General features: G+C 61.4%; 25 protein-coding genes. 13 read left to right on the top strand and 12 right to left on the bottom strand.

Annotation, left to right across the window (positions count from 1 at the left end; all coding sequences use genetic code 11):
* Positions 1-71: 71 nt before the first annotated feature.
* Together cysS and PB2503_RS01150 are read left to right on the top strand one after the other, a co-directional pair.
* Positions 72-1,445 carry a cysteine--tRNA ligase gene (gene cysS, locus PB2503_RS01155; protein ID WP_013299378.1) on the top strand — a complete coding sequence of 458 codons (1,374 nt, stop codon included), beginning with the start codon at positions 72-74 and terminating at the stop codon, positions 1,443-1,445.
* Between the two features lie 283 nt (positions 1,446-1,728).
* Positions 1,729-3,330, top strand: a complete 1,602-nt coding sequence (locus PB2503_RS01150) for a GMC oxidoreductase (RefSeq protein WP_148235146.1) — start codon at positions 1,729-1,731, stop codon at positions 3,328-3,330.
* 6 nt (positions 3,331-3,336) lie between these two features.
* Here the strand turns inward: PB2503_RS01150 and PB2503_RS01145 are convergent, their stop codons facing one another.
* Entirely contained in the window at positions 3,337-4,362 is a 1,026-nt protein-coding gene (locus PB2503_RS01145) for a sodium:calcium antiporter (RefSeq protein WP_013299376.1), read from the bottom strand.
* A gap of 74 nt (positions 4,363-4,436) precedes the next feature.
* On the opposite strand from PB2503_RS01145, the gene PB2503_RS01140 reads away from it, so the two are divergent.
* The 5 genes from PB2503_RS01140 to thrS all read left to right on the top strand — a co-directional run bounded on the left by PB2503_RS01140 (position 4,437) and on the right by thrS (position 9,304).
* Positions 4,437-4,865, top strand: a complete 429-nt coding sequence (locus PB2503_RS01140) for an iron-sulfur cluster assembly scaffold protein (protein WP_013299375.1) — start codon at positions 4,437-4,439, stop codon at positions 4,863-4,865.
* Positions 4,865-5,122, top strand: a complete 258-nt coding sequence (yidD, locus tag PB2503_RS01135) for a membrane protein insertion efficiency factor YidD (protein ID WP_013299374.1) — start codon at positions 4,865-4,867, stop codon at positions 5,120-5,122. The genes PB2503_RS01140 and yidD overlap by 1 nt, the downstream gene beginning before the upstream one ends.
* A 108-nt stretch (positions 5,123-5,230) precedes the next feature.
* Positions 5,231-6,424 carry a flagellin N-terminal helical domain-containing protein gene (locus PB2503_RS01130; RefSeq protein ID WP_013299373.1) on the top strand — a complete coding sequence of 398 codons (1,194 nt, stop codon included), beginning with the start codon at positions 5,231-5,233 and terminating at the stop codon, positions 6,422-6,424.
* Positions 6,425-6,514: 90 nt separating this feature from the next.
* Complete coding sequence (locus PB2503_RS01125; protein ID WP_013299372.1) at positions 6,515-7,240, top strand: hypothetical protein; 726 nt, start codon at positions 6,515-6,517, stop codon at positions 7,238-7,240.
* A gap of 90 nt (positions 7,241-7,330) precedes the next feature.
* Positions 7,331-9,304: a threonine--tRNA ligase gene (gene thrS / locus PB2503_RS01120; protein WP_013299371.1), complete on the top strand. Its 1,974-nt coding sequence runs from the start codon at positions 7,331-7,333 to the stop codon at positions 9,302-9,304.
* 120 nt (positions 9,305-9,424) lie between these two features.
* On the opposite strand, the gene mscL is transcribed toward thrS, so the two are convergent.
* From mscL to phaR, 3 genes are all read right to left on the bottom strand, one after another.
* Positions 9,425-9,892 (bottom strand): large conductance mechanosensitive channel protein MscL, encoded by a 468-nt coding sequence (gene mscL / locus PB2503_RS01115; RefSeq protein ID WP_013299370.1) that lies wholly within the window; start codon positions 9,890-9,892, stop codon positions 9,425-9,427.
* Positions 9,893-10,056: 164 nt separating this feature from the next.
* Positions 10,057-10,938: a calcium-binding protein gene (locus PB2503_RS13660; protein ID WP_013299369.1), complete on the bottom strand. Its 882-nt coding sequence runs from the start codon at positions 10,936-10,938 to the stop codon at positions 10,057-10,059.
* A 582-nt stretch (positions 10,939-11,520) separates the two neighbouring features.
* Entirely contained in the window at positions 11,521-12,168 is a 648-nt protein-coding gene (phaR, locus tag PB2503_RS01105; protein WP_013299368.1) for a polyhydroxyalkanoate synthesis repressor PhaR, read from the bottom strand.
* 141 nt (positions 12,169-12,309) lie between these two features.
* Here phaR and PB2503_RS01100 point away from each other — a divergent pair, with 141 nt between their 5' ends.
* The 3 genes from PB2503_RS01100 (at position 12,310) to PB2503_RS01090 (ending at position 14,994) form a co-directional block, all read left to right on the top strand.
* Positions 12,310-13,494 (top strand): acetyl-CoA C-acetyltransferase, encoded by a 1,185-nt coding sequence (locus PB2503_RS01100; RefSeq protein ID WP_041535091.1) that lies wholly within the window; start codon positions 12,310-12,312, stop codon positions 13,492-13,494.
* Between the two features lie 127 nt (positions 13,495-13,621).
* Positions 13,622-14,347, top strand: coding sequence for an acetoacetyl-CoA reductase (gene phbB / locus PB2503_RS01095; RefSeq protein ID WP_013299366.1), 726 nt, complete (start codon positions 13,622-13,624; stop codon positions 14,345-14,347).
* Between the two features lie 176 nt (positions 14,348-14,523).
* On the top strand, positions 14,524-14,994 hold the full coding sequence (locus tag PB2503_RS01090; RefSeq protein WP_041534846.1) for a hypothetical protein: 471 nt from the start codon (positions 14,524-14,526) through the stop codon (positions 14,992-14,994).
* A gap of 49 nt (positions 14,995-15,043) precedes the next feature.
* Here PB2503_RS01090 and tadA read toward each other — a convergent pair whose 3' ends face one another.
* Together tadA and putP are read right to left on the bottom strand one after the other, a co-directional pair.
* Complete coding sequence (tadA, locus tag PB2503_RS01085; RefSeq protein WP_013299364.1) at positions 15,044-15,562, bottom strand: tRNA adenosine(34) deaminase TadA; 519 nt, start codon at positions 15,560-15,562, stop codon at positions 15,044-15,046.
* Positions 15,549-17,123, bottom strand: coding sequence for a sodium/proline symporter PutP (gene putP, locus PB2503_RS01080; protein ID WP_013299363.1), 1,575 nt, complete (start codon positions 17,121-17,123; stop codon positions 15,549-15,551). The genes tadA and putP overlap by 14 nt, the downstream gene beginning before the upstream one ends.
* Positions 17,124-17,339: 216 nt before the next feature.
* Between putP and PB2503_RS13655 the strand changes: the two genes are divergently transcribed.
* Positions 17,340-18,416: a GIN domain-containing protein gene (locus PB2503_RS13655; RefSeq protein ID WP_013299362.1), complete on the top strand. Its 1,077-nt coding sequence runs from the start codon at positions 17,340-17,342 to the stop codon at positions 18,414-18,416.
* A gap of 138 nt (positions 18,417-18,554) precedes the next feature.
* On the opposite strand, the gene PB2503_RS01070 is transcribed toward PB2503_RS13655, so the two are convergent.
* From PB2503_RS01070 to PB2503_RS13640, 6 genes are all read right to left on the bottom strand, one after another.
* Positions 18,555-19,562, bottom strand: a complete 1,008-nt coding sequence (locus tag PB2503_RS01070) for a zinc-dependent alcohol dehydrogenase family protein (RefSeq protein WP_013299361.1) — start codon at positions 19,560-19,562, stop codon at positions 18,555-18,557.
* A 73-nt stretch (positions 19,563-19,635) separates the two neighbouring features.
* Complete coding sequence (locus PB2503_RS01065) at positions 19,636-20,130, bottom strand: DUF2147 domain-containing protein (RefSeq protein WP_013299360.1); 495 nt, start codon at positions 20,128-20,130, stop codon at positions 19,636-19,638.
* A 160-nt stretch (positions 20,131-20,290) separates the two neighbouring features.
* Complete coding sequence (locus PB2503_RS13650; protein WP_013299359.1) at positions 20,291-21,115, bottom strand: Coq4 family protein; 825 nt, start codon at positions 21,113-21,115, stop codon at positions 20,291-20,293.
* A gap of 254 nt (positions 21,116-21,369) precedes the next feature.
* Positions 21,370-22,164, bottom strand: a complete 795-nt coding sequence (locus PB2503_RS01055; protein ID WP_013299358.1) for a Coq4 family protein — start codon at positions 22,162-22,164, stop codon at positions 21,370-21,372.
* 25 nt (positions 22,165-22,189) lie between these two features.
* Complete coding sequence (locus PB2503_RS13645) at positions 22,190-22,882, bottom strand: TetR/AcrR family transcriptional regulator (protein ID WP_013299357.1); 693 nt, start codon at positions 22,880-22,882, stop codon at positions 22,190-22,192.
* Positions 22,883-22,987: 105 nt separating this feature from the next.
* Positions 22,988-23,827 carry a Coq4 family protein gene (locus tag PB2503_RS13640; protein ID WP_013299356.1) on the bottom strand — a complete coding sequence of 280 codons (840 nt, stop codon included), beginning with the start codon at positions 23,825-23,827 and terminating at the stop codon, positions 22,988-22,990.
* A 255-nt stretch (positions 23,828-24,082) separates the two neighbouring features.
* On the opposite strand from PB2503_RS13640, the gene groES reads away from it, so the two are divergent.
* On the top strand, positions 24,083-24,370 hold the full coding sequence (gene groES, locus PB2503_RS01040; RefSeq protein WP_013299355.1) for a co-chaperone GroES: 288 nt from the start codon (positions 24,083-24,085) through the stop codon (positions 24,368-24,370).
* Between the two features lie 60 nt (positions 24,371-24,430).
* Positions 24,431-26,074: a chaperonin GroEL gene (gene groL / locus PB2503_RS01035; protein ID WP_013299354.1), complete on the top strand. Its 1,644-nt coding sequence runs from the start codon at positions 24,431-24,433 to the stop codon at positions 26,072-26,074.
* Position 26,075: the final 1 nt, after the last annotated feature.

Here is a 26,075-nt window from a genome sequence, read left to right as displayed (position 1 = left end):
ATAGAGCAGGAAAGAGGGCCTTCAAGCATAGGCCGGTTGCGGGGAAAGGAAGAGCGCGGCAGACCGGCGTCATGTCCCTGTCTTTTTACGACACCTTTCGCGGGCACGTCGAGCCCTTCACCCCCGCCGATCCTGAGCGGATCACCGTTTATTGCTGTGGGCCGACGGTCTATGCGCCGCCGCATATCGGCAATGCGCGGGCCGCCCTTACGGCCGATCTCGTTGTCCGTCTCCTCAAGGATCGGTACGGAGCCGAAAAGGTTATTTTCGCGCGCAATTTCACGGATATCGACGATAAAATCATCGCCGCCGCGAAGGATGAGGGGGTGCCGATCGATGTGGTGACCGCGCGGGCCACAGCCGCGTATCTTGAGGGCCTCGATGGTCTCTTCTGCCTGCGCCCGGATGTCGCGCCGAGGGCCACAGCGCATATCGATTCCATGCAAGCCCTCATCGGGTCATTGCTAGAGAGGGGGCATGCGTATGGCGCCGAGGGCCACATTCTGTTCGATACGCAGAGCTTTCCGGCCTATGGGCAGCTTTCCCGGCTGGACCGAGAGGCGATTCTGGCGGGCGCGCGGGTGGAGATCGCCCCCTATAAGCGCGATGCGGCGGATTTCGTCCTGTGGAAGCCGTCGCCCGCCGAGGTCCCGGGCTGGCCGGTGCCGGCAAGCTGGCCGATCGACGGGGAGGGGCGGCCCGGCTGGCATATCGAATGCTCGGCCATGATCGCCTCGGTGCTGGGACCGTCAATCGATATTCACCTGGGCGGACAGGATCTCAGATTTCCCCATCACGAAAACGAAATCGCGCAGAGCTGCTGCGGCACCGACACGGGAGAGACGCCCCTGGCGCGGTACTGGCTGCACAATGGCATGCTCCGCTTCGGGGGCGAGAAAATGTCCAAAAGCCGGGGGAATATCGAAACGCCGCAGGATCTGCTGGCCGCGTGGCCAGGGGAAGCGATCCGTCTGGCTTTGATGTCCGCCCAGTATCGTCAACCTCTCGATTGGTCCAACGAATTGCTCGCCGGCAGCAAGGCGCAACTCGACAGGTTCTACCGCGTGGTTCCCGACGGTCCCGCAAAGGCGGCTATGCCCGACTGGGTGATGGCCGCCCTGGAGGATGACCTCAATACCCCCAAGGCCCTGGCGATGATGCATGAGCTGCGAGAGGCGGCCGGACGGGGCGACATCGAGGCCGCCCACGGATTGAAAGCCGCGGGCGCATTCCTCGGCTTTTTCCGTCAGACTGCAGACGAATGGTTCCGGGGCGCGACGGCGGACGGCCCGACGGAGTCCGATATCGACGCCCAGATCGCCGCGCGACAAGCGGCGAAGACGGCGAAGAACTGGGCGGAAGCGGACCGTATTCGTGATGAACTAGGGGCCCAGGGCATCGTGCTTGAGGATGGACCCGAAGGGGTAACCTGGCGTCGCCGGTAAGACGGCCTTTCGACGAGTGAGAGCGGCGGCACGCTCGCAGGATCGACGCATCACCATGCGAAACGAGAGGCGATCCGTGCAAAGAAAATATAACGAAATAAAGACCTGGAGACGTTCGCGACGCCGATTGAACGAACGGCTCTAGCCAATCACCGACTTTCCAAATAGGCTCCCAATATAAAGCCAAGTTGGCGAATAAAAAGCTCGGGAGGGACAGGTGGGGCAGAATTATTCCAATAACAAACAAAATATTCAAAAGGCTGCGAAGCAGACCAAGAGCGGCGTGAGCACTGGCCGGCGAGATCTGTTGAAAGTCGGTCTGGCCTCGGCGCTCTCAACGTCGGTTCTGTCGGCCCCGGCGATCGCGCGACCGTTCAGGCAGCGGGAACGCCACCGGGCGGTCATCATCGGGACCGGGTTCGGCGGGGCCGTCACCGCGCTCAGACTGGCCCAGGCGGGGATTGATGTGACGCTCCTGGAGCGCGGCATTCGCTGGCCGTCCGGCCCCAATGGTGACACGTTTCCGGATTTCGAGGGAGCCTCGAAAGATCCGCGCACGACATGGTTGTCCAATGCGCCGGCCTTTCAACCGATTGGCCAGGGGGGCGTCCTGCCCGACAAGGTCCTGGAGAAGCTCTTCTTCAAACCGTTCACCGGATTGCAGGAGCGGGTGGTCGGTAATGGCCTCGACATCATTTGCGGCGCGGGCGTGGGCGGGGGGTCCCTGACCTACCAGGGGGTGACGATGCAGCCGAGCGAGGCACAATTCGTCGCCGATTTGCCGGGTCTCGATTATGGAAAATTCGATCGAGATTATTATCGCCGGGTGGAAGCCATGTTGCGCCTCGCGCCCATTCCCGATGATCTCCTTTACCATCCCACCTACAAGGCTGCCCTGCAATGGCACGACCGCATCGCCGCGGCGGGGGAGACGCCTTATCGCACCCGTATGCCGATCGACTGGTCCTTTGCCCAAGCGGAACTCCGTGGGGAGATGAAGCCGGTCTACACCACGGGAGATTTGGTGTTCGGCGTCAATAACGGTGGAAAGTTCAGCCTCGACAAGACCTATATCGCCGCTGCCGAAGCGACGGGCAGGGTGAGCCTCAAGGTGCTCCACAATGTCACCGACATCCATCGCGACCGGTGGGGGCGGTGGCTGGTGGATGTCGATATCATCGACACCGGCGGTGAGGTGATGCAGCGAAAGCGACTGGTCACTGACGCGCTATTCCTCGGGGCGGGGTCGGCGGGTACGACGCGGCTCTTGATGAAAGCCAAGGCGAAAGATCAGATTGCAGACCTTCCCGACGATGTCGGCGGCCAGTGGGGGAATAATGGCGATCGGATCTTTGTCTGGCGCCCCTCTGATGTCAGCCCTGGACCGCAACAGGGCGGACCGACCGCTATCGCCCTTCAGGATTGGGATAATCCCGGTGGGCCGCTCACCCTGATGCAGGGCCCCGTTCCTGCGAAGGTGGATGTTGGGGTGTCGACTCTCGTCGGGTTCGGTCCTGTCTCCCCCGGCGGCTATTTCACCTATGACGAGCGAAAAGACGACGCGGTGCTGAACTGGGATCAAGCCGTGGACCGAGAACTCACCCAGCGCATTACCGCGAAGATGCAAGAAGTGGTGGGGCCGGACGATCTGCTTTTCGACACGACGACGGCGGAAACGACGACCTGGCACCCCCTCGGCGGCGCGATTATGGGCAAAGTCTGCGATCTGGCGGGCCGGGTGATGGGCCAGACCGGCCTTTACGTGGTCGACGGTGCCTTGATTGCTGGCTCCACCGGGGCGTGCAATCCCTCGATGACCATTGCGGCGCTGGCTGAGCATTGTATCGAGACGGTGCTGAAAGAGGACCTGGGCCGGGTCTTTTGATCAAGGTCAGAGCAGAGCGAGGATCGCGGCGCCGCCAAGATAGGCGACGATCAACAATATGGTTTCAAAGCCGATCCCGCCGGGGCCTTGGCGCTGGCGGGATAGTAGTCCCATCACCAAGATTGCCGTCATCAATATGGTCAGCGTCATGAGGAATTGCTGGCTATTGGCGATATCGGCATAGATCGGCCCCTCGCGATAGGCGATATCCGAGGCGACGATGAACAAGGTGTCAAAGCTGTTGCCGCCGATGATCCCGCCAATGGCAAGGGCGAGGGCGCCGCGGCGGACAGCCGCCAGGGTGGTGACAAGCTCGGGCAGGGAGGTGACGATCGCTGTGGCAAAGGCCCCCAACAGCGCTTCGGACACGCCATATCGCGCGACCGCTCCATCGGCGGCGGCGGCGAGAAAATAGCCCGATCCCGCGGTCAGGGCGGCGAGGGCAAGGAATTCGATCATCAGCGGACGTAAAGGGCGTTCCTCATTGTCTGGGTCCGGTTCGTCCATAGACGTTTCTATCGTGCTGCGGGGGCGCCAGCCGGGAACCTCCCGCGCGCCGCGGACCAGGGGAAGCCCCCCCAAATAAAGCGCCACAATCGCAATACTCGCGGGGTGAATGGAGAAGATGGCGATGTCAGGCACGCTCATCGCCGCAAGCGCCAGACTGAGGCAGGCGATGAGCAGCGCTCCCTGCATCATGTTCTCTAGCGAGGCGGCCGCATGTTCCAGATTGGCCCGCCGATAGGACAGGTCGGCGATGACCAAAAAGACGGTTTGCGCGGCGATCCCCCCCACCGCATTGCTGATCGCCAGCTCAGGGAGGCCACGGCTCGCCGCCGTGACGGAGGTCACAAGGCCTGAAAGCGATGTCACCGCCCCCAGCATCAAGGCCCCGGCCAGCGCCTCCCCCAGCCCCGTGCGATCGGCCAGAATATCGGCGACCTTTGACAGGCGGATCCCGGTGAAGACGATCAGAAGGGCGGTGATCGCCCCGGTGGCAAGCAGGGCGATGGGGGAGTCAATGACGAGCAAAAGCGGGCCTCCAGCAGACAAGTAAGCTGGCTTGCCCCTTTCCGTCGGCAAGGCCGTTGCTTATTTCTCTCATTATGGATGACCTTTATTCCGACTCTCTGCTTGAGGCCGCCGCGGGAATTCCGCCGGTCGCCGACATGAGCGACATGGCCGCCCGGGCCCGACGGACGAGCCGGGTCTGCGGTTCTGAGGTCGAGGTCGGGCTGGCGATGGAAGGGGGGCGGGTGACCGACATCGCCCTCGACGTGAAGGCGTGTGCCCTCGGCCAAGCCGCCGCCTCGCTTTTTGCCGGCACGGTCAGAGGCGCAACAGCGGCGGAGGTGCGGCAGGTCGCGGCCCAGATGCGGGCGATGCTGACCGCCGATGGGCCCTCGCCCGATGGACGCTGGGCGGCCCTAGCGCAATTGGCCCCCATTCGGGCGTATCCCGCCCGTCACGCCTCAACGCTTCTCGTCTTCGACGCGGCGGTGGACTGTGTCGATCACCTCACTAAGGTGGCCTGATGTCGTGGGGTGCCCGAGGGGCGATTGCTCTCTTGCGGGTCTATCAGATGACCCTCTCGCCGCTCTTTTACGGCGCCGGGGTGCGATGTCGTCACCTGCCGACCTGTTCTGATTACGCGATCGAGGCCTATCGGACCTATCCTTTGATGCGGGCGACAGGCCTGACCGCGGGTCGGCTGTTGCGGTGTCGGCCCGGCGGCAGTCACGGCTATGACCCCGTCCCGCCACAGCCCCACCGACAAGCGGGAGGCAATTAATCGTTCCTTGAGGTCTATTTAGTATGGGGATCCCCGTGGGGTCCGAAATGGCGGATCGATGGTGGAACGGCGACGCGGTGGGGATCGCGGGCGCAGACGGGGACAGACATGACGGCGATAGGGTTCTCCCTCCCGTCGCAGAAAGCGCTCAGCGCCCTGCGAATTATCGATCGGGATCTGGCCGCCACAGAGCGGATGATCGCGACGGGGAAAGAGGTCGCCGAGCCTGCCGACAATCCCTATCGCTATACCACAGCCATGCGCTTACGGGGCGATGCGACGACGGCGCAGACGATTGCCGACAGTCTCAGTCTGTCCGCGTCAACCCTGGCGGTGGGGGCCTCCGCCGCTGAACAGGTCCAATCCCTTTTGGGAGAGATCGAAACGCTGATCGCCTCCGCCGAGGCCAGCGGCGCCAATCGGACCGCGATCCAGACCGACATCGACAATATCGTCGATCAGATCTCTTCGGTGGTGACCAGCGCGCGGTTCAACTCAGTCAATCTTCTCTCGGGCAGCGACCCCTATAGAGTGTTTGCCGGCCTGACCGCTACCGATAATGGCTCGCCGGCGGTCCAGACACTGACCTTCGCCCGCGCCGATCTCACGCAAAGTGCCGGCACGACGGGGACGGGAAAGACTTCCGGAGAGGCGGGGGCGGTCCATGCCGGTAGTGGTCTTTTCAGCGATAGCGCCACGACCAGCGTCGCCGATTCGTCCTCGGGCTCGGTGACTTTCGCCAGCGGCGCCGTCGAGGCGGGGGATATCTATACGCTCACCCTCGGTGGCGAGACCGCGCGCTATCGCGCCGTTGCGGGGGATACGGCCGACAGTGTCGCCGCGACCCTCGGGAACCGCCTCAGTGGCCTTGTGGGGACCGGGATCACCGTGGCGGTGGCCTCGAATGTGGTGACGGTGACGAATGCGAGCGGCGGGTCGCTGACCCTCTCGGCGACCGCAAATGCAGGGGCCGCCGGGGGCGGGCTCGAAGATCTTGCTCAACTCAATGTCGGCAGCAGCGATGCGGCCCTTTCGGCCCTTGCCGATATCGAAGGCTTGATCGACCTCGCCGATCGGGCGGTTGCTTCCTTGGGGAGTGCGCAGTCCCGGATCGGCGCCCAACAAACATTGCTTGAGGATATTGCAGGCCAATATGAGGCGGGGGCCGCAGCCCTCACCGATGCCGACCTCGCCGAGGCGGCGGCGAAGTTGCAATTACTCCAGGCGCGTCAGGCCCTCGCGCTCGAAGCGTTGGAGATCGCCAATTCGGCCCCCTCGCGCCTTCTGTCGCTGTTCGACTGAGGTTTATCTTCTCTGCGAGTCTCGGCGAGTTGGTTGGCGGCGTTGCGCGCCCTTTGCCCCCATGCCATTCTCGCCTTGAGGAGAATGGTCATGCTGTCTGTCCTTTCGAGCGTTGTTGCCATCGTGTCATCGATGACCGGCGGTCCCGAAATGCTCCCGGTTCGCACTGTGGGGCCGGTGATGCCCTCGGCCGTCGCCGCGAATCTCGAAGCGACGGGGTGGACGATCATTCATCAAAGCCGGAGCGCCGACGGCCAGGTGCGGGTCCTTGGCGCGCGCAATGATGACGGGTGGGCGATCTTTCACCGCTTCGCCGATTGCGAAGGGGAGCGCTGTGGGGCCTGGTATCAGCTTGCCGAACTCAGCCCCCAATTTCTTGGCCATGACGCCGCGATCGATGGGGGGGCGGGGCTGACCGATGGACCGCTCGACGCTCGAGGGGACGCTGCGGCCGCGCTGACCCCCGTCACCCGATCCGACGCGGTGCGGGACCATTGCGATGCGGCCTGTCAGCGTCATCAGATCGAGACCTTCGCGACCTCGACCTATGACCGCACCACCCTCTGCACCCTCGCCGGGGATGCGGGGCGGCAGACTGAGGGCAGCGATGCCCTCGCCCCCGTGGGGGCGTGCGGCACGGGGTGGGTCCGGACCGCCGGGGCGCAGGAGGATGATGGCGCCGTTCCGATGCATCATCGTCAGATCGCGGCGATCGTCGCCGAGACCGAGGCCCTTGCCGAGATGGTGACCGTGGGACGGACAAGAGCCCTATCGATTACGACATTTCCCCTTCTCCTTCCCTCGCGGGATCGGTAAGTCCCCCCGCTCTGTCTTGCGCGACGCGTTGCGGTCATTGGCGACCGGGGCCATGAAGAGGGTCCCCGCGTTTTCTTATCTGAGGTCCCTATGCCGACCATCACTCTGCCCGACGGGGCGGTCCGCACCTATGACGCCCCCCTCACCGGGGCAGAGCTTGCGGGCGATATCTCTAAATCCCTTGCGAAAAAAGCGCTGGCGGTGAAGGTCAATGGCACTGTCGTCGATCTCTGGGATCCCATTAAGAGCGATGCCGCCGTCGAGATCGTGACCCGTGACAGCGAAGAGGGGCTTGATCTCATCCGTCACGATGCGGCCCATTTGTTGGCCCAGGCGGTCCAGGCCCTGTTTCCCGATACCCAAGTCACGATCGGCCCGGTTATCGAGGATGGCTTCTTCTACGACTTCGCCCGTAAGACTCCGTTCTCGACGGAGGATTTCGACGCCATCGAGCGCAAGATGGCGGCATTGGTCGATGCCGATCTCGAAACCCGTAAGGAGGTCGTGTCGCGGGAAGAAGCGGCCCGCCTTTTTGAAGCTCAGGGCGAGCATTACAAGGCGGAGATTGTTAGAGATTTGCCCACGGACGAAGAGGTTAAGATCTATCACCACGGGGATTGGTATGACCTCTGCCGTGGCCCTCACCTTCCGTCAACGAAGCATATTGGTAAGGCGTTCAAGCTGTTGAAGCTAGCTGGTGCCTATTGGCGGGGGGATCATCGTAATGAGGTCCTGCACCGTATCTACGGGACCGCCTGGGCGAATGAAAAGGCGCTGAAGGCCTATCTCACCCGTCTTGAAGAAGCCGAAAAACGCGATCATCGCCGTCTGGGCAAGCAGATGGACCTGTTCCATCTCCAGGAGGAGGCCCATGGCTCGGTGTTCTGGCACCCCAAGGGCTATACGATGTGGTTGGCCCTCGAAGCCTATATTCGTCGGAGACTGGACGCTGCGGGCTATAAAGAGGTGAAGACCCCACAATTGATCGATGCCAAGCTGTGGCAGTCCTCCGGACACTGGGGGAAATATTCCCAGAATATGTTCGTTGTGCCGGACGAAGTCCCCGATGTGGAGGGGGAGGGCCCGGTCATCGACCCGGAGGCCAAGCTAATGGCCGTCAAACCGATGAACTGCCCAGCCCATGTTCAGATCTTCCGTCAAGGGATCACTTCCTACCGTGATTTGCCCATCAGGATGGCGGAGTTTGGCTGCTGTCACCGTAACGAACCCCATGGCGCCCTGCATGGGATCATGCGCGTCCGGCAGTTTACCCAGGACGACGCCCATATTTTTTGTACCGAAGAGCAGATCGTGGAGGAGACCATACGCTTTTGCGAATTGGCCTCCAGCGTTTATCGCGATCTCGGCTTTGAGGATGTTCGGGTCGCCATGGCCACCCGGCCTGAGCAACGGATCGGCACTGACGAATTCTGGGATAAGATGGAGAGCGCCCTCGAAGAGGCGCTGATTGCCGCTGGCCTCGAGTTTGAGGTTCTCCCGGGGGAGGGGGCGTTCTATGCCCCTAAACTCGAATATCATCTTCGCGATGCGATCGGGCGCTCATGGCAATGCGGCACCCTCCAGCTCGATGCGTTGCTGCCTGAACGTCTCGATGCGGTCTATATTGACGAGGATGGCGCCAAGAAAAGACCGATCATGTTACACCGGGCGATCCTCGGATCGATGGAACGGTTCCTTGGCATCTTGATCGAAAACCATGCCGGGCGGATGCCGCTCTGGCTGGCGCCGACCCAAATCGTCGTGGCGACGATCACCACCGATGTGAATGCGTTCGCGGAGGAGGCGGCCGACGCGTTCAGGGCCGCAAACCTACGGGTAGAAACCGACCTTCGAAACGAAAAGATCAATTATAAGGTCAGAGAGCATTCGGATGGTAAGGTGCCGATCATCGCCGTGATCGGGGCCCGCGAAGCTGAGGAGCGCACGCTCTCTGTGCGGCGCCTTGGTTCGAAACAAAGCCAGACCCTCTCCCTCGATGAGGCCGTGGCGGTTTTTGCGGCGGAGGCCCTGCCGCCCGATCTCAGGGATCGAGCGGACAGCTAGAGACGGCTCATTCGCCTCGGCGAGGTGCACCGCCCATTGGTATGATGAAGCTTTTTCTGTGCCCGGCGCAGGCCGAGCCCCCCTTCGTGCGAAAAAGCGCGAAGGGCCTGGGGCAAGTCATCAGGAGGGGGAGGGAATCGGTGCCTCCCCTTGCGCCTTCAGGAGATCGCGAATCTCCGTCAGGAGCACAACATCCTTGGGAGGCTCGACGGGGGCAGCCGCCTTTTCGTCCTCAGCCTTTTTCTGCAGGCTGTTCATGCCTTTCACCAACAGAAAGACCGCCCAGGCAACGATCACAAAGGAAATGATGTTGTTGATGAAGAGACCATAGGCGATGACCGGGGCGCCTGCTTCGCGGGCGGCATCGAGGCTTGCATACGCCGCTTCCGCCCCCGTGATGTCCTGGAGATTGATGTAAAGGGAGGAGAAATCGACGCCGCCGGTCAGCCAGCCAATAGGCGGCATAATGACGTCATTGACCAAGGATTTGACGATTGTGCTGAAGGCGCCGCCGATAATGATCCCGACGGCGAGATCGACAACATTGCCTTTCACGGCGAATTGTTTGAATTCGTTGATAATACCCACGCGACGTTCCCTTGTATGTTCACTGTCTTGCGAAATGCAGATAGGGTCTGTCGAGATTTTTGGGGAATGTCTATTCCCGTCATCGGTGGTTTCCAAAGTGGCTATATAAAAAAGGGGGCCCGCCCAGCGAGTCCCCCTCTGACTGATGGATGTGGTGGACCGGCTTAGCCGATCACGAGGTCGTCCATGGAGAATTGGGTGCCGGTCCCATCGTCGTTCGGATCGTCGACGCCGCCGAAGGTCGAGAACTCAACTTGGTCGACCGAGTCAAAGATCGTGTCGTCCAATTCGTAGAAATTGCTGACATCGTAGGACAGCGTGAAGGTTTGCGACCCGATGAAGACGCCGTCGTCATAGCCCGACACTTCAAGCTGCAGGCCTTCGTTCCACGCGGCGGACGCGTAGAAGGAATCGAAGTCGAAATTCGCGCTGCGCGAGATCGACGCGCTGCCGCCGAATTCGTTGAACATCGCATTGGTGCCGCTATTGGCTTCGTAGCCGTTGAGCGGGAACTGCGCGTCTTGAGCGGCGACGTCGATCACAGCCAGGTTGAACCAGGTGAAGCCGTTATACCCTGTGGGGATGGGCGCGTAACGGTCTGCAGGGGTGATGTCTTCGAAATCGATCGTGTCGACGTCGAATTTGAAGTCCTCTTCCGTCAGATCACCGAAGAAGTTCCGGAGATTGATCACGGCGTCGCCGACAAAGACGCTGGCGCCATTATCGGAATAGGACACATCGATTTCGGCCAATTCCTTGATGCCGTACTCGGACAGATCGATCAGATCGATGCCTTGCTCGAAATCGAGGATATTCATGGTCCCGCCCGCACCGGCGGCCAGGGTGAAGAGGTCGGCGCCCGCGCCGCCGCCAAAGATGCTGAGGCCGGCGCCGCCGATCAGCTGATCGCTGCCCGCGCCTGCCAGGGCGATGTCGATCCCGCTGCCCGCTTGATAGACATCGTCGCCGCCGAGGCCGAGAAAGATGTCGAGCGGGGCGGTGGACACCGCGTTGTCGTTACCAGAAGTGCCGAGAATAAAAGCCATGATGAGTGCCTCCCTCTTGAATGGCAGGGGTCTCATGCCGCAGGTGCCACTGAATTTCTAGAGCAGTTGCTGCCCTTCGAAAGACAAAATGCACTTGAACGAGAGAAAGAAGTATGATCGCCCATAGACGATTGGTGACTCAATTGTCTCGTCGATGCATTGAAGCCGTCATCGTTTTGTCAAAAACACAGACTGCCTCGGTGATGACGTCTTTTTTCTTCCACATTCAAGGGCGCACATTTTGCGTCATGCGACTAGTCTTCTCTGTTCTTGATTAGTAGAAGGGTCGCCGCGGCCTGAGGCATGGGCAACACAAAACGAAGGGGGCCGCAGGGGCTCTGTCCGTGGGGCCGGAGGGCGCTGCCGGAAAGCACCATAGACGACGACATTGAAGGCACGACACCATTGAGGGCACGACATCGCCTTTGTCCTGACGAATGACGAAGACAAAAGGCGAAGAGGCCCGCCGGGGGGGCACAAGGGGCTGCCTCTCTCCCTCTTTCGTCAAAGAGGTGCCATCACCGTATCAGACATCCCTGTCATCCGACGAGCCCGGGCCATCGGCTCGGGGGGACGGATTGTTTAACTCGGTTTGTCGCCTTTGGCCTTGTCTTCGCTTCTGGCCTTGTCTTCGCCCTTGGCTTTGGCCAATTCGCTGCGAAGGGTTTCGACCTCCGCGCGGAGAGCATCGAGCTCGGGCTGTGGGTCGCCGGTCATGCCGCGGGCGCGACCGAGCCCGAACATTTTCATACCCTGCTCAAAGAAGGCCATATTGTTGCGCGCGGCATCTTCGAAGATTTTGAGCCCCGATTGCGGCGCGGTCAATGCTTCGGAAACGGACCGTCGCATCGCTTCTTGATTCTTCTTGAACGCTTCCATCGACATTTCGAGATAGGAGGGTACGAAGCTTTGCAGATTGTCCCCGTAAAGACCGATAATTTCGCGTAGGAACGAGACGGGAAGCAGGTTCTCGCCCTTGTTTTCCTGCTCGAAGATAATCTGTGTCAGGACTGAACGGGTAAGGTCCTGGCCGCTTTTCGCGTCGATGACGATGAAATTCTCCCCACCTCGAACCATGGCGGCCAGCGTTTCCAACGTGACGTAGGAACTCGTTGCTGTATTATAGAGGCGACGATTGGCGTACTTTTTAATAATCGTCGGCTCGTCGGGGGCCTGGCGCTGACGACGGGGTGAGTTTTGCGCGGTCTCTGCCGACTGTTTTTCTGCCATGACTACCAATTCCTGTTTCGTTCCCTACCCCGAGCCAATAATGGCAACGGACAATAATTTTTCACTTGTGTATCTAGCTATGTGGCGGTGCAAAAGCCACCCATGGGCTGTTCGCAACTGCGAAATGAAAAGGATATCACCATGACCTCCAACGCGGTTTACATTGTGAGTGCAACCAGGACCCCCATTGGCACGTTCGGGGGGACCCTCGCGCCCCTTGCGGCGGCGGATTTGGGGAAGATCGTCATCACCGAGGCGCTCTCCCGGGCAAGTGTGGCGCCGGATCGGGTCAATGAAGTCATCATGGGCAATGTCCTGACGGCGGCACAGGGGCAGAACCCGGCGCGGCAAGCCAGCATTCATGCGGGCATCCCTAAAGAATGTCCTGCGATGACCATCAATCAGGTCTGCGGCTCGGGCTTAAGAGCGGCGATGCTCGCCGCGCAGATTATCTCGGCGGGAGATGGCGATGTGGTCGTCGCCGGCGGCCAGGAAAGTATGAGCCAAGCCCCCCATGCCCAGACCCTTCGGACAGGGCAAAAGATGGGGCCGATCAGCCTCGTCGACACGATGATCGTCGATGGGCTCTGGGACGCGTTCAACGATTATCATATGGGACAAACAGCGGAGAACCTGGCGGAGCGCTATCAGATCAGCCGGGAGGACCAAGACGCTTTTGCCGCGTCCAGCCAGCAAAAGGCAGCGGCGGCGCAACAGGCGGGCCGCTTCGATGATGAAATCGTGGCCGTCACTGTGCCCGGCCGGAAAGGCGACACGACCCTGGAGCAAGATGAGTTCATCCGGCCCGGCACCACGGCCGAAAAACTCGGGGGCCTCAAGCCTGCCTTCAAGCGCGACGGGGGAACGGTCACCGCGGGTAATGCATCGGGCCTGAATGACGGTGCGGCGGCCCTGGTGCTGATGTCAGAAGCCGCGCTTAAGGAATCAGGCGCAACCCCGCTCGCGCGGGTGGCGTCGCTCGCCCATTGCGGTGTCGACCCCGCATTCATGGGAATCGGCCCGGCGCCGGCCTCCCGGCGGGCGCTCGACAAGGCCGGATGGTCGATTGACGATCTCGATCTCATCGAAGCCAATGAGGCATTCGCCGCGCAGTCGCTGTCGGTGGGAAAAGAGCTTGGCTGGGACGCCGAAAAAGTTAACGTTAATGGTGGTGCGATTGCTCTTGGCCACCCGATCGGCGCATCGGGCGCACGGATCTTGACCACGCTGCTGCATGAGTTGAAGCGGCGAGGCGGCGGCAAGGGACTCGCCACATTGTGTATTGGCGGCGGTATGGGCGTCGCCCTTTGCGTCGAGGTCGCGTAACGGCCTTAAGACCATGCGGCCTGAATAGTGTGGAGTGCGTGTGAACGCACCATGTGGGTCGCTAGCCCATGATCGACAAAGTCCCGCCCGGTGGTGGGGCTTTGAGGGAGCATCGGAGGAGACAATAATGACCAAGACTGCAATCGTCACCGGCGGCACCCGGGGCATCGGCTACGCGATCACCGCGCGGTTGAAGACGGACGGCTTGAATGTCGTGGCCCTCTATGGGGGCAATGACGAGGCTGCGGCGGCGTGCGCCGACAAGCTCGGCGTCGATGTATTCAAATGCGACGTGTCGGATCCCGATGCCTGTGCCGCAACCATCGACGAGGTGCAAAAGAAGCACGGCGCCGTCGATGTCCTTGTCAACAATGCCGGGATCACCCGTGATTCCGCACTGCACAAAATGTCCCGCGAACAGTGGCGGGAAGTGATCTCCACCAATCTCGACAGCGTCTTCAATATGACCCAACCGATCCTGGCGGGGATGCGTGATCGCGGGTTCGGTCGCATCATCAATATCTCGTCGATCAATGGGCAAAAGGGGCAGTTCGGCCAGACCAATTATTCGGCGGCGAAGGCGGGGGTGATTGGCTTCACGCGCGCCCTGGCCCAGGAAACGGCGCGGAAGGGAATCACCGTCAATGCGATTGCGCCGGGCTATATCGAGACGGATATGGTGGCGGCCATGAAGCCGGAAGCCCGCGAGGCGGTGATCGCCCAAATACCGGTCGGTCGTTTGGGCCAGGCTGAGGAGATCGCTCACGCCGTGGCGTTTCTCGCGGACGATCTGGCGGGGTTCATCACGGGGGCGGTGCTGACGGCGAATGGCGGTCAGTATATCGCCGCCTAACAGCGGCTTTGCGTTATCGGGGGCAGGGGACCTCCGCTATCCTGCCTTGTCGGCTCGTGTGTCGGCGAAAAGGGGGATGCCCCGGCCCTGCGCGCGGCGGTATCCTTGGCCTCGCCCTTAATTTGCCAGATTGAGGGGATAGGGCGGTCGACTGAGGGGCCGTCTTGAGGATCGACATGTACTTATCTCGCAGGTGTCCCCCTCCCCCCCTTGGGGCACTCTTCATCGTTGCGGCCAAAGGCATTGGGGCTTTGCTGGTGGCCTTCGCGCTGTCGGGCGGGGCGCAGCAGGAGGCGACCCATGATGCCTTCGATCGCCTGACCACGAACTCTGGGCTCATGGCCAAGGGGTTTTCGTCAGGGGAGGGGCGCCTTTATCGCGCGAGTGGAACGCAGATCCGCTTCCATTTCGTTCACGATGGACGTGCGGGGCAGATCGAATTTGTCTGCCGTCCCGTCCAGAGCCGCTGCGGAACCCGCCATGATCTGGTGGCCCAGCGCGGGGTCGGCGGCGATGTGATCTTCCTCAGCGCGCAGGACGTCCCGGTGGTTCGGTTGACCCCGGCGGGCAGCGGGACGCTGCTTGGCGGCGCGCCTTTCGTTCCCATACGGGTGCCGAAAAAGGGCCTCGCCTTCCTCCCCGAATAATTGCCGCCGCCTGTCCGGCGCGCGAAGGCGCGTCTTTCCTGCCGGAGGCTCAGGGGCCGCTTTCCCCATGACGCCGTGGCCGGGTCATCGCGCGACGTTCTGCGAAAAACGATCGCAGCAAGGCCGCACTCTCATCGGCACGAATACCCGCGGTGACGCGGGGACGGTGATGCGTCGTGACCTGGTCGAACAGGGTTGCCCCGTGCCGTACCGCGCCCCCCTTCGGATCGTCGGCGCCGTAAACGAGATGGCCAATCCGCGCATGGCAGATGGCCCCGGCGCACATGGCGCAGGGTTCGAGGGTTACAAGAAGGGTGGTGCCGGTCAGACGGTAATTTCCCGTGGCCAGGGCGCCCTTGCGAAGGACCGCCAGTTCGGCGTGGGCCGTCGGGTCGCATTGCGCGATTGGGGTATTCACCGCCTCGGCGATCAATTGCCCGGTCGCGGAGAGGAGGACGGCGCCGACGGGCACTTCACCGTTCCGGGCGGCCATCGACGCAAGGCCGAGGGCATGATCCATCCAGCGTTCGAGATCAGCGTCGCTGGCGGAAAGATCAGGCCGATCCACCGGTGATTTCCGCGTGTACCGCATCATGGGTCGCGATGACCGCCTCTTTGGGGTGGGTGAACAGGCTCACCCCCCAAACCGTCAGCCAACAGAACAGGAAGCCCGGCACGATGGAATAAAGCTCACTGTTGAGAGGGATCTGGCGGGCGACCCCGTCCGCATCGGGCAAGAGCGGCAGATAGGTCCAGATGATGACCGTGACCGCGCCGACCACCATGCCGAGAAAGGCGGCGGGCATGGTCATCTTGCGCCAATGGAGCGAGATAATGATGACCGGGCCGAAGGCGGCCCCAAATCCCGCCCAGGCATTGGCGACCAGATCGAGCACGCTTGAATTGTCGTCATAGGCGAGGAGGATCGCCACCAGCGCCACCAAGATCACGGAAATGCGCCCAACCATCACCAGCTCTTTGTCGCTGGCCCCGCGACGCAGGAAGAGCTTGTAGAAATCTTCGGTGAGGGAACTCGACGCCACCAGCAATTGGGATGAAATCGTCGACATGATCGCGGCGAGAATAGCCGCCAAGAGGAAGCCGCCAATGAGCGGATGAAAAAGGATCTGGCTCAGGACGATGAACACCGTTTCCGGGTCGAATTGTCCATTCTCGTCAACGAACTCCATCGGCACGCCGTTCTGCGCAATATAGGCAAGGCCGATCAGGCCGGTGCTGACCGATCCGATCAAGGCAACGATCATCCAGCTCATCCCGATATGTCGGGCCATGGGCACATCCGCGACGGAGCGGATCGCCATGAACCGCACAATGATGTGCGGTTGCCCGAAATATCCAAGCCCCCATGCGAGGAGAGAAATCGTTCCCAGGAAACTGGCGCCGGCAAAAAGGTTGAGGGTCGGGCTGTCGAGGCCCCCGGCAATCTCACCGGACAGGGCGGGACCGATATCGGCGAGGATTGCCGCCAGATCCACATTGTCGCCGAGCTGGGTGAAGGCCGCGATGGGGACGATTAAGAGGGCGATAAACATGATGCAGCCCTGGACGAAATCGGTGAGGGAGACCGCGAGGAAGCCCCCGACAAAGGTGTACGCCATGACCACACCGGCGGTGATCCAAAGGCCGGTAATGTAATCCTGTCCAAAGGCGCTCTCGAACAATTTGCCGCCGCCCACCAGGGTTGCGGACGTGTAGAGGGTAAAGAACAGGACGATCACCACCGAGGAAAACACCCGCAGAATATGCGTGTTGTCGTGGAACCGTTTTTCAAAATAATCGGGAATGGTCAGGGCGTCGTCAGCCCGCTCTGTGTAGAGGCGGAGGCGGGGGGCGACGACAAGATAATTGGCGAAGGCGCCCAGGGTCAGACCGATGGCGATCCACGTCGCGGGGAGGCCCGAAACGAAGGCGGCCCCGGGCAAGCCCAGAAGCATCCATCCGGACATATCCGACGCGCCGGCGGAAAGCGACGTGACGGCGGGCCCGAGTTTTCGCCCGCCTAGCATGTACTCGCTCGTATCCCCGGTGGAGGTGCGATAGGCGTAAAAGCCGATTCCCAGCATGAGAAGAAAATACGCACCGAGCGAGACAAATGTGCCGATTTCCATGCCATCTCCCAATCTACAGCCCATTGAGGGCTAGCGATCACCGCGCTTAGGTTCAAGGCGACGGCCGGTATTCCCCACAGCGAGGTTGGGGGCCGTCGCGGCCGATCCCCCCGCGCATTGGCAGTGCAGCGCCTTGTTTCAGGGCGCCGTCCTTGGTCAGATAAGATGTCAGTTTTTTTGAGGGGAGCGCGTGAAATGCGGCGATTAGGGAGGGGAATGGCCTCTGTTTCGATCATCGCGGGTGTCGCCCTAACGGTTCTTTCCCTCGTCCCATCGCCCGCTCTGGCGGCCTTGGCCCCGGTTGAGCCGGCGCAGATCTCGGCAGGGGACGGCGCGGTGACGATCCGGCATTTCGTCGGTCGCCTCGTGATCGAAGAAGGCGATCAGCTCGCCGTCCAGGTGATGGCGGCCCCCCTGGGGGGACCCTTGGACATGACAAGCCCGGCGGAAGGTTTGGTGATCGAAGGGGATGAAGCGGCGATCGATGCGATTTACCAGGCGCGGTGGCGGGCCTGGTCGGCGCGGGGGCGATCGGGCGAAGGCCAGGAAGGCTTCGTCCAGTTTCTTTCGGATTATCCGGTGATGCGGCTGTCGCTCCCGCCGGGCACGCCGCTCAGCATCGAAACCTCAGCCCTCTTCATCGACGGGGGCGGGCTCCCCCTGGCTGCGCTGGCGCTGGACAATATATTCGAAGTATATGGAACGATAGGGTCGGCGAGCTCGGCGCGACTGACTGTCAGAGGGAATAGCGATCTGAGCCTCGGCGCCGTCGACGGCGACCTTGCCATTTCCATCGCCGGCCGTGGCACGGTGCACGCCGGTCCGTCGCAATCCGCCTCGGTGGTCCTGCGAGGATCCGGTGAGGTCGAACTGGGCCCCGTCGCTGAAACGGCGTCGATCGATATTCGCGGGTCGGGGGACGTGATCGGCGAGGGCTTGGGACAATTGGACCTGCATATCGGGGGGTCGGGCGATGTGCGGTTTGGGGCCATTGCCGATGGCGCCACCATCGCGATCAACGGGTCGGGAGATTTCGAAGCCACCCGGATTGGGGGGCCGCTGTCGATCGCCGTCAACGGATCGGGGGATATCGATATTGGCGAAGGCGAAACCACGGCCACGTCGCTGATGATCAACGGATCGGGGGATGTGCGCTTTGGCGGCCTTGCAACGGATCCCTCCGTTCGGATCGGTGGCTCTGGCACGGTGCGCATCGCCGATTATCGCGGCAATGTGGTGGTCAGGGGCAAGACTGATGATGTTCGGATCGGTGATCTGCGGTTTGAGGACTGACCCCACGGTCGAGGGGAGGGGCACTGCCGTTCCAGGTCCACGCGCTAAGGGCTGAGCGGCCGCAGGGCCGCCCCCTCTCTGCCGCCTCCTTTTGCTGTCGGCCAGGTCGCTGACCTGGCCTGGCAAACCGTCGGCGGATCAAATGGAGATCGCAATCTTCCCAAAATGCTTCCCATCGGCCTCATATTGGAACGCGCTGGCCAGCTCGCTCAGATCAAAGGTCTTATCGATCACGGGTTTGAGCCCCGTGGCATCAATCGCCTTGATCATATCCCGTTGCTGCCGGTGATTGCCGACGATTAGGCCCTGAAGGGTAATCTGTTTACGCATCATATTGGCCGTGGGGATCTCGCCCTGGATTCCTGTCAAGACACCGATCAAATGGATATGCCCGCCGATCCGCGTCGCGGTGATCGACTGCGACAGGGTCGCAGGACCGCCGACTTCAATCACGTGGTCAACGCCGGTGCCGCCCGTCCATTGGGCAACGGCTTTTCCCCATTTTTCATTGGATTTGTAATTCACCGTAAAGTCGGCGCCCATCTCCTCGGTCTTGGCGAGCTTTTCGTCGGAGGAGGAGGTCATCGCGACCCGCGCCCCGACCGCCTTGGCGAATTGCAGGGCAAAGATCGAGACGCCGCCGGTGCCCAGACACAGGAGGGTGTCGCCCGCTTTCAATGATCCATCCACGAATAGGGCGCGCCAGGCGGTCAGCCCCGCGGTGGTCAGGGTCGCGGATTCGGCGGCGGACCAGCCTTTGGGGGTCTTGGTGAACCAGGTCGCCGGACGATTGACGATTGTTCGCGCATATCCGTCGACGCCGTCGCCGGGGGTCGTGGAGAAATCACCGATCGCCGGGGCGCCGTCTTGCCAGTGCGGAAAGAAGACGGAGACAACCTGGTCGCCGACCGAAAGAGAGGTCACGCCTTCACCGACGGCCTCGACCGTTCCGGCCCCATCGGAGAGGGGGATTCGCCCATCCTCCGTCGGCAACATGCCTTTCACGACCGAATAATCGTGAAAATTGAGGGAGCTGGCTTCGATCCTGACCCGCACCTCTCCGGCGGCCGGGGCACCGGGATCGTCGAGATCTCCGAGCACCAGATTTTCGAGTTTTTGAGGGCTGCCAAGGCGCATGACTCGCATGGGGATCTCCTTTGTCATTCAGGGGGGAGGCGCATGGACGCCAGCCCGATCGTCACCCGGGGAGCGGGCGCGTCTATTGGGGGTCGGGGCTGAGGGCAAGCGCCTCAGCTTCGTGTTGGGCGAGAAGCGGGCTCTTTGTCCAGATTTGCTCACGGCAGAGGACGGCAACGCATCCCTTGACCATCAGCGTGTCCTGATCGACCCGTTGGAGTCGTGCGCGATAGGTGGCCCCTTGGCTGGGGTCGTAGATTTCCCCCCGTCGCCAGGCAGTCTCCGATCGTTCGAAGCCATAGATAATCGGTAAACCGATGATCGGACGCAAGGCCATTTGGCTATCGGGATTGTGCCGATCATAGATCGGCCCCGCCGCCCGTGCCGGGTCCAGCGATTGGGGGTCGACCCACACCACGCGCCCGACCGGTTTCTCGCCCTCTTCGAGGCGGATCTCGACTTTCGAGCGGCCATCTTCGGTCTGCCACGTGCCTTCGACGTCCAGGGGGCTAATCGCCTCAAGCAAGGTAAGGGCGAGCACAGTCAACATGTGGCGGATCTCCCATTCTGCCGACATGGCGGCCGATCTTTAGATTCATGACTATAGCCCATGGATCGTCGCCGTCATGCCCTTATGCAGGGGCGGCTTTCGCACTCCCCGCCCTTGGTCGATGGACGCTGATGAGGGGGGATGACCGCCCCCCACCCCAACCGATGGCACGGCGCGGTGGGGGCCGCTACGCCGCCTCCGCCGTTTGGGTCTTTTTGTGCGCCTTCGCCGCCAATTGCGCCCGGCGCATCACATCGAAATCGGCCAGGGCTGACTTCATCGAGAGGTAGAAATCCGGTCGGCCGATCCGATAGGTGGCGCGCACGGCTTCAAGCGGTTGGGGAAGGAGGTCTTCCCAAGGGGCAAGAAACAGGGATTTGGCATTGGCTCCCAATTCCTTGGCCTCCGCGAGGCACCGATCCATGGAAAATCGCGCATACATGCGTCGCGCCTTGAGCCAGCCGGTGAGGACAATCAGCTTCACCCCGGCATTGTGCAGCTTGCCTTTGGGCATTTTGTTGGCGCCGAGATTGGCGGTGAATTGCAGGATAGACAATTCGCCAATGGCGTCGCGCCCATAGCCGGTCAGAACATGGATGAGATCGTGGGCATGGCGCATCCGATAGAGGAAGTAGCGCCGCTCCGGCCCCGCCGCCTCAAACGTCTCGCCGGTTCGGTTCATTTCTTCCTGAAAGCCGTCCGCCGTCAGTCCTTCGGCGGCCATGAAGTCGTAATAGGCGCGTCCGAGGCTGCCCTCGGGCAGGCTTGCCAGCCAGTCGTGCCGCATCAAGGTTTCGCGCAGGCAAGTCCGCTCGGCGAGGAGGTGCTGGCCATAGGGCGTGGAGGCAAATCGCTTGAAGCCCATTTCAAGGGCCGGCCCATCGAGGGCGGCGATGACGCGGAAAACCTTGCTGGTATCTTCCTTGTTATAGACGAGCCGAAAGGCCGAGATCGCCGCGTCGACGGGCCGCCGTTTCTCCGTAAAAACTTCGTAGGGACCATTATAAACCATGAGTATCAACGTGTTTTGCGAGTTAACTGACACGCTTAACGTTAATTGACATTAACCGATTGTTCAATCGGCGCCGCAACACAACCAATAGGAGAAGAGAACTGGGGAGACCTTGGGCGTCTTTCGCCTTAAAGGGTAGGCCCGGGGGGGAGGGCCGGACGCCCTTGGGAAATGTCTGCCATGGGCAGATCACCAGGGCGATGGTGGTTTATACACTGACCGTCCAGACGGTTTTGTCTAAGGCGTGGGGTCCCTCACGCCGCTGCGGCCAGCCGGTCGCGATATTCCTCATCGGCGGCTGAAATACTGTCCTTGATCGAAAGATAGGTCTGCGGACGGGCGATGTTGTACCGGGCACGGACTTCTTCGAGTGGCTGGTCGAGCAGGTCTTCCCAAGGCGCAAGGGTCAAGGGGCGCGCGGCATCGCCAAGGGCCCGCGCTTCGGCGAGACATTTTTCAACCGGAAAGTTGGGGAATTCTCGCCGGATCTTCAGCCGCCCGAGCGCGGCGATAAGGCTGATCCCATAGCTTCGAACCTGTTTCTCATCGGCCGAGGCTTTCGAAGAGGAGTGCACTGTGAAGATCAGGACACTGACCTCACCGATCGCATCGCGCCCATAGCCGGTAAGTATGTGAAAGAGATCGTGGGAATGGCGAATCCGATAGGCAAAATATTGTCGGTCCGGGCCCGCCTCGTCAAAGCGCTCCCCACTATGGTCCATTTCGTGTTGCAGCCCGTCGGCGGACAACCCCTCTTTAGAAATGAAGTCATAATAGGCCCGCCCAAAGCTCTCCGCCGGTAAACTGGCGAGCCATTCATGGTCCATCAGGGCTGTGCGCAAACACGGACGCGTTTTGAGATAATGTCGGCCCTGTTCACTCTCGGCAAAGCGCTCGAAGGCCGTATTGAGAGAGGGGCCATCGAGGGCCGCGATGATCCGGAATACCTGCGCTGTATCTTCTTTATTCTTGATCAGCCGAGCGACGGCCGCGAGGGCGGAGAGCGGCCGACGATGTTGACTGTAAGCTTGATAGGGACCGTCAAACATGGGGGCGGGGCTCCGTCTTTCGGGGTTAGGCCAGTTGAGGTGAAGCCGCCTTGGCATGGGCGGCGGCAAAGTCGGCATCTTTAAGAAATTCCGGGCGTTCCGCCCCGATGCCGAGAATGAAGAACCGCTCAAAATGCTTAACGGCGCGGTGCAGACGTTCGTCTCGATCCGGCGCCGAGGTCTGCGCAATTTGCGACAGATAGGCGGCAAAGCTCAAAAACAAATCTGCAAAGACCTGGGCATCTTTCATGCCCAGGATGTCGGCAAATCGCGCGGCGGTGAAGGTCACGATCGCCCGCTGCGCCTTGTCCACAGCATTGGCGATGGCCTCACTCTCCCCCCGCCCTTGCGAAATCGCGAAGACGACGGTGGCGGTATCCACCGTGCGGCCGGTAAAGAACTCACGAAAAATGGCAATAAATCTCTGAAGTCGCTGAAGCGGCGGTTCTTTGCCCTCAATCTTCGACATCATCGCGGTGGCGTCCTGGGCCAGACATTCCTCGATCAGCGCGAGGAGGAGACCCGCCTTATCGCCGAAATGGTGGTAGAGGGAGGGGGCGGAGACCCCCGCGCGCTTGCAAATGGCACTGACGCTGAGGGCCGCGTAGCCGCGTTCCTTCACCAGGGAGAGGGCAGAGGCGATGAGGGCTTCTCGACCGTTGCGGGCGGCTTCGGACGCCCCTTTCTCGGCTTGGTCAGACAGGTGTTCTCCGGACATACTCTTCTATCTGTATAATGTTCGCTAAGGGTCAAGATGAGAGAGCACTCGGTGGGGCCGCGCGGCAACCGGGTCTCCTTCTTGAGGCCTTGAGAAATTGTGTGATTACGCGGCCGATAGCACGGGAGTCGGCATCGGACAGGTGTTGCCGTCAATTTTTTCGGCCAGGTCCTTGATCGACAGGTAGAGCGTCGGCGAGCCGACCCCATAGCGGCGACGGATCATCTCCAAAGGGTGCTCGACGAGCTTTTCCCAAGGGAGTGTGGAGAGGGCCTCCGCCTGAAGACCGAGCTTCCGCGCCTCATTAAGGCATCGGAACAATGGCAGGCCTCCAAAGCGTTTGAAAGCGCCAAGCCCGCCAAGCCAAGCTAGCCACCGGGCGCGGGGGGGCTCGGCGGACGCTGGAAAAGGAGCGCCACTGGTCGCAGGGCGTCCAATCGGTCGGACAAAGGCCAATAGACACAGCTCGCCGATCGTATCCCGCCCATAACCGGTCAGAACATGCAGGAGATCGTGGGCATGGTAGAGGTGGTCGCGCATATAGCTGAGCTCGCCGGCCTCCTCCCCCCCATCGCGCTCTTCCGCCGTCGAGAGAGTGGTCAGAGGCGCGGTCCGTCCCTCACGCTCGGTGAAGACATAATAGGCCCGCCCCAGCGTGCCCCGCGGCAGGGCGGATAACCTGTCCCGGTCGGCCAGGCATGTGGAGAGGGACGGCCGGTCGCGGAGGAGATGGCACCCTGCCGGGGCGCGCTGACACATCCCAAAGGCTTCGTCTAAAGCGGGTCGGTCGAGAAGCGCGGCCCGCCGACATCGGCGGTGTCGGGCTTCTGTCGCGGGGGAGGGGTCACTCGTCTTGGTGGTGGGCTCACTGGCGGAACCGGCATACGCTTCTGAGGCTTCCGCCTCGCCCTCCGGCCTTAGCGATTCGGTGTGATGCGCTGCCATGGGCGCTCTCCCTTATTATTATCATTTTGGGACAATCTACGCTTGTCTTGGGGGCAAAGTTAAGCCCTCCTTTCGTCGGGGGGTGGGGGCCAAATTTGCACAGCGCGCCTATTGACGCGGTCTTGCCCCCTTCCTACTTGCCAATCGTTAGCAGCCGAGGGGAGAGAGTGCTAATCTCGCTCCGGCTGGGAACACATCCATTCACGTAGGAGGGCGCGGTCTACGTGTCCTCACATAAGTCTCGGAGAACGATCGATGGCTTTTAGACCCCTTCACGACCGTGTGCTTGTGCGCCGCGTCGAAGAAGACGAACGAACCGCTGGGGGAATCATCATCCCCGATACCGCCAAAGAAAAGCCTCAGCAGGGGGAAGTCGTGGCTGTTGGGTCCGGTGCCCGCGGCGACGATAACGAGATCGTGCCCCTCGAATTGAAAGCCGGCGACAAGATCCTGTTCGGCAAATGGTCCGGCACCGAAGTCAAAGTCGACGGCGAAGACCTTATCATCATGAAAGAATCGGACGTCCTCGGCATCCTCGATTGAGGCCAGCCAGGGACCAACAGTTTTTTCTCTTCACACTGAATTTTAAGGAACGAAACAGACATGGCAGCGAAAGAAGTCCGCTTCGAAGCCGATGCCCGTGAGCGTATGCTCAGAGGCGTCGACATCCTCGCCAATGCGGTCAAGGTCACTCTCGGCCCCAAAGGCCGTAACGTGGTGATCGAAAAGTCCTTCGGGGCGCCCCGCACCACCAAGGACGGCGTGTCCGTGGCGAAGGAAATCGAGCTTGAAGACAAGTTCGAAAATATGGGCGCGCAGCTCATCAAAGAAGTCGCCTCGAAAACCAATGACGAGGCCGGTGACGGCACGACCACCGCGACCGTTCTGGCGCAGGCGATCGTTCGTGAGGGTGCCAAGTCCGTGGCCGCCGGCATGAACCCGATGGATCTCAAGCGCGGGATCGATCTGGCCGTGACGAAAGTCATCGAGCAAATCCGCTCGAACGCGACGCCGGTTTCCGGTTCCGCCGGGATCGAGCAAGTCGGCACCATCTCCGCCAATGGCGAAAAAGAGATCGGTGAGATGATCGCCAAAGCCATGGAAAAAGTTGGCAATGAAGGGGTCATCACCGTCGAGGAATCCAAGACCGCCGAGACCGAGCTCGATGTGGTCGAAGGGATGCAGTTCGACCGTGGGTATCTCTCGCCGTACTTCATCACCAACGCCGAGAAAATGACCACCGAGCTGGAGGACCCCTATATCCTCCTGCACGAGAAGAAGCTCTCCAATCTTCAGTCCATGTTGCCGCTTCTCGAAAGCGCGGTGCAGTCGGGTAAACCCCTGCTGATTATCGCTGAGGACGTCGAAGGGGAGGCGCTGGCCACCCTCGTGGTCAACAAGCTCCGCGGCGGACTGAAAATCGCGGCGGTCAAAGCCCCAGGGTTTGGGGATCGTCGTAAGGCGATGCTCGAAGACATCGCGGTCCTGACCGGCGGTCAAGTCGTCTCCGAGGATCTCGGCATCAAGCTCGAAAACGTCACCCTCGACATGCTCGGCACCGCCAAGCGGGTGACCATCACCAAAGACGAGACCACGATCGTCGATGGGGCGGGCGATAAGGACGATATCGAAGGCCGGACGGCTCAACTCCGCAAGCAGATCGAAGACACGTCTTCCGATTACGATCGTGAAAAACTGCAAGAGCGTCTGGCGAAACTCGCCGGCGGTGTGGCGGTGATCAAAGTCGGCGGCGCGACCGAAGTCGAAGTGAAAGAGCGGAAAGACCGTGTCGACGACGCGCTGAACGCAACCCGTGCGGCGGTCGAAGAAGGCATCGTCCCCGGCGGCGGGACCGCTCTTCTTTATGCGGCGCGCGCGCTCGATGGCCTCGAAGGGGTCAATGACGATCAGAATGCCGGTATTCACATCATCCGTCGGGCGGTTCAGGCCCCCCTGCGGCAGATCGTGGAAAACGCCGGACAAGAAGGCTCGATCGTCGTCGGTAAGCTGCTCGAGCAGGACGACACCAAGTTCGGCTTCAATGCGCAGACTGAGGAATATGGCAACCTCCTCGACATGGGCATCGTCGACCCGGCGAAGGTTGTCCGTCACGCCCTGCAAGATGCGGCCTCCGTGGCGGGGCTTCTCATCACCACCGAAGCCATGATCGCCGAAGCGCCGAAGAAAGACAGCGGCGGTGCCGGTGGCGGTATGCCCGACATGGGCGGCATGGGCGGCATGATGTAAG

This window comes from Parvularcula bermudensis HTCC2503, assembly GCF_000152825.2.
Classification (GTDB): Bacteria; Pseudomonadota; Alphaproteobacteria; order Caulobacterales; family Parvularculaceae; genus Parvularcula; species Parvularcula bermudensis.
Note: the sequence above shows the minus strand (reverse complement) of the source record. Positions and strands in the feature narration are given on the sequence as shown.

What these genes read in the sequence shown, in the direction of transcription:
- cysS (WP_013299378.1), top strand. Translation starts at nt 72, where the DNA reads ATGTCCCTGTCTTTTTACGACACCTTTCGCGGGCACGTCGAGCCCTTC.
- PB2503_RS01140 (WP_013299375.1), top strand. Translation starts at nt 4,437, where the DNA reads ATGGATGACCTTTATTCCGACTCTCTGCTTGAGGCCGCCGCGGGAATT.
- yidD (WP_013299374.1), top strand. Translation starts at nt 4,865, where the DNA reads ATGTCGTGGGGTGCCCGAGGGGCGATTGCTCTCTTGCGGGTCTATCAG.
- PB2503_RS01130 (WP_013299373.1), top strand. Translation starts at nt 5,231, where the DNA reads ATGACGGCGATAGGGTTCTCCCTCCCGTCGCAGAAAGCGCTCAGCGCC.
- PB2503_RS01125 (WP_013299372.1), top strand. Translation starts at nt 6,515, where the DNA reads ATGCTGTCTGTCCTTTCGAGCGTTGTTGCCATCGTGTCATCGATGACC.
- thrS (WP_013299371.1), top strand. Translation starts at nt 7,331, where the DNA reads ATGCCGACCATCACTCTGCCCGACGGGGCGGTCCGCACCTATGACGCC.
- PB2503_RS13660 (WP_013299369.1), bottom strand. Translation starts at nt 10,938, where the DNA reads ATGGCTTTTATTCTCGGCACTTCTGGTAACGACAACGCGGTGTCCACC.
- phaR (WP_013299368.1), bottom strand. Translation starts at nt 12,168, where the DNA reads ATGGCAGAAAAACAGTCGGCAGAGACCGCGCAAAACTCACCCCGTCGT.
- PB2503_RS01100 (WP_041535091.1), top strand. Translation starts at nt 12,310, where the DNA reads ATGACCTCCAACGCGGTTTACATTGTGAGTGCAACCAGGACCCCCATT.
- phbB (WP_013299366.1), top strand. Translation starts at nt 13,622, where the DNA reads ATGACCAAGACTGCAATCGTCACCGGCGGCACCCGGGGCATCGGCTAC.
- PB2503_RS01090 (WP_041534846.1), top strand. Translation starts at nt 14,524, where the DNA reads ATGTACTTATCTCGCAGGTGTCCCCCTCCCCCCCTTGGGGCACTCTTC.
- putP (WP_013299363.1), bottom strand. Translation starts at nt 17,123, where the DNA reads ATGGAAATCGGCACATTTGTCTCGCTCGGTGCGTATTTTCTTCTCATG.
- PB2503_RS13655 (WP_013299362.1), top strand. Translation starts at nt 17,340, where the DNA reads ATGGCCTCTGTTTCGATCATCGCGGGTGTCGCCCTAACGGTTCTTTCC.
- PB2503_RS01070 (WP_013299361.1), bottom strand. Translation starts at nt 19,562, where the DNA reads ATGCGAGTCATGCGCCTTGGCAGCCCTCAAAAACTCGAAAATCTGGTG.
- PB2503_RS01065 (WP_013299360.1), bottom strand. Translation starts at nt 20,130, where the DNA reads ATGTCGGCAGAATGGGAGATCCGCCACATGTTGACTGTGCTCGCCCTT.
- PB2503_RS13650 (WP_013299359.1), bottom strand. Translation starts at nt 21,115, where the DNA reads ATGGTTTATAATGGTCCCTACGAAGTTTTTACGGAGAAACGGCGGCCC.
- PB2503_RS01055 (WP_013299358.1), bottom strand. Translation starts at nt 22,164, where the DNA reads ATGTTTGACGGTCCCTATCAAGCTTACAGTCAACATCGTCGGCCGCTC.
- PB2503_RS13645 (WP_013299357.1), bottom strand. Translation starts at nt 22,882, where the DNA reads ATGTCCGGAGAACACCTGTCTGACCAAGCCGAGAAAGGGGCGTCCGAA.
- PB2503_RS13640 (WP_013299356.1), bottom strand. Translation starts at nt 23,827, where the DNA reads ATGGCAGCGCATCACACCGAATCGCTAAGGCCGGAGGGCGAGGCGGAA.
- groES (WP_013299355.1), top strand. Translation starts at nt 24,083, where the DNA reads ATGGCTTTTAGACCCCTTCACGACCGTGTGCTTGTGCGCCGCGTCGAA.
- groL (WP_013299354.1), top strand. Translation starts at nt 24,431, where the DNA reads ATGGCAGCGAAAGAAGTCCGCTTCGAAGCCGATGCCCGTGAGCGTATG.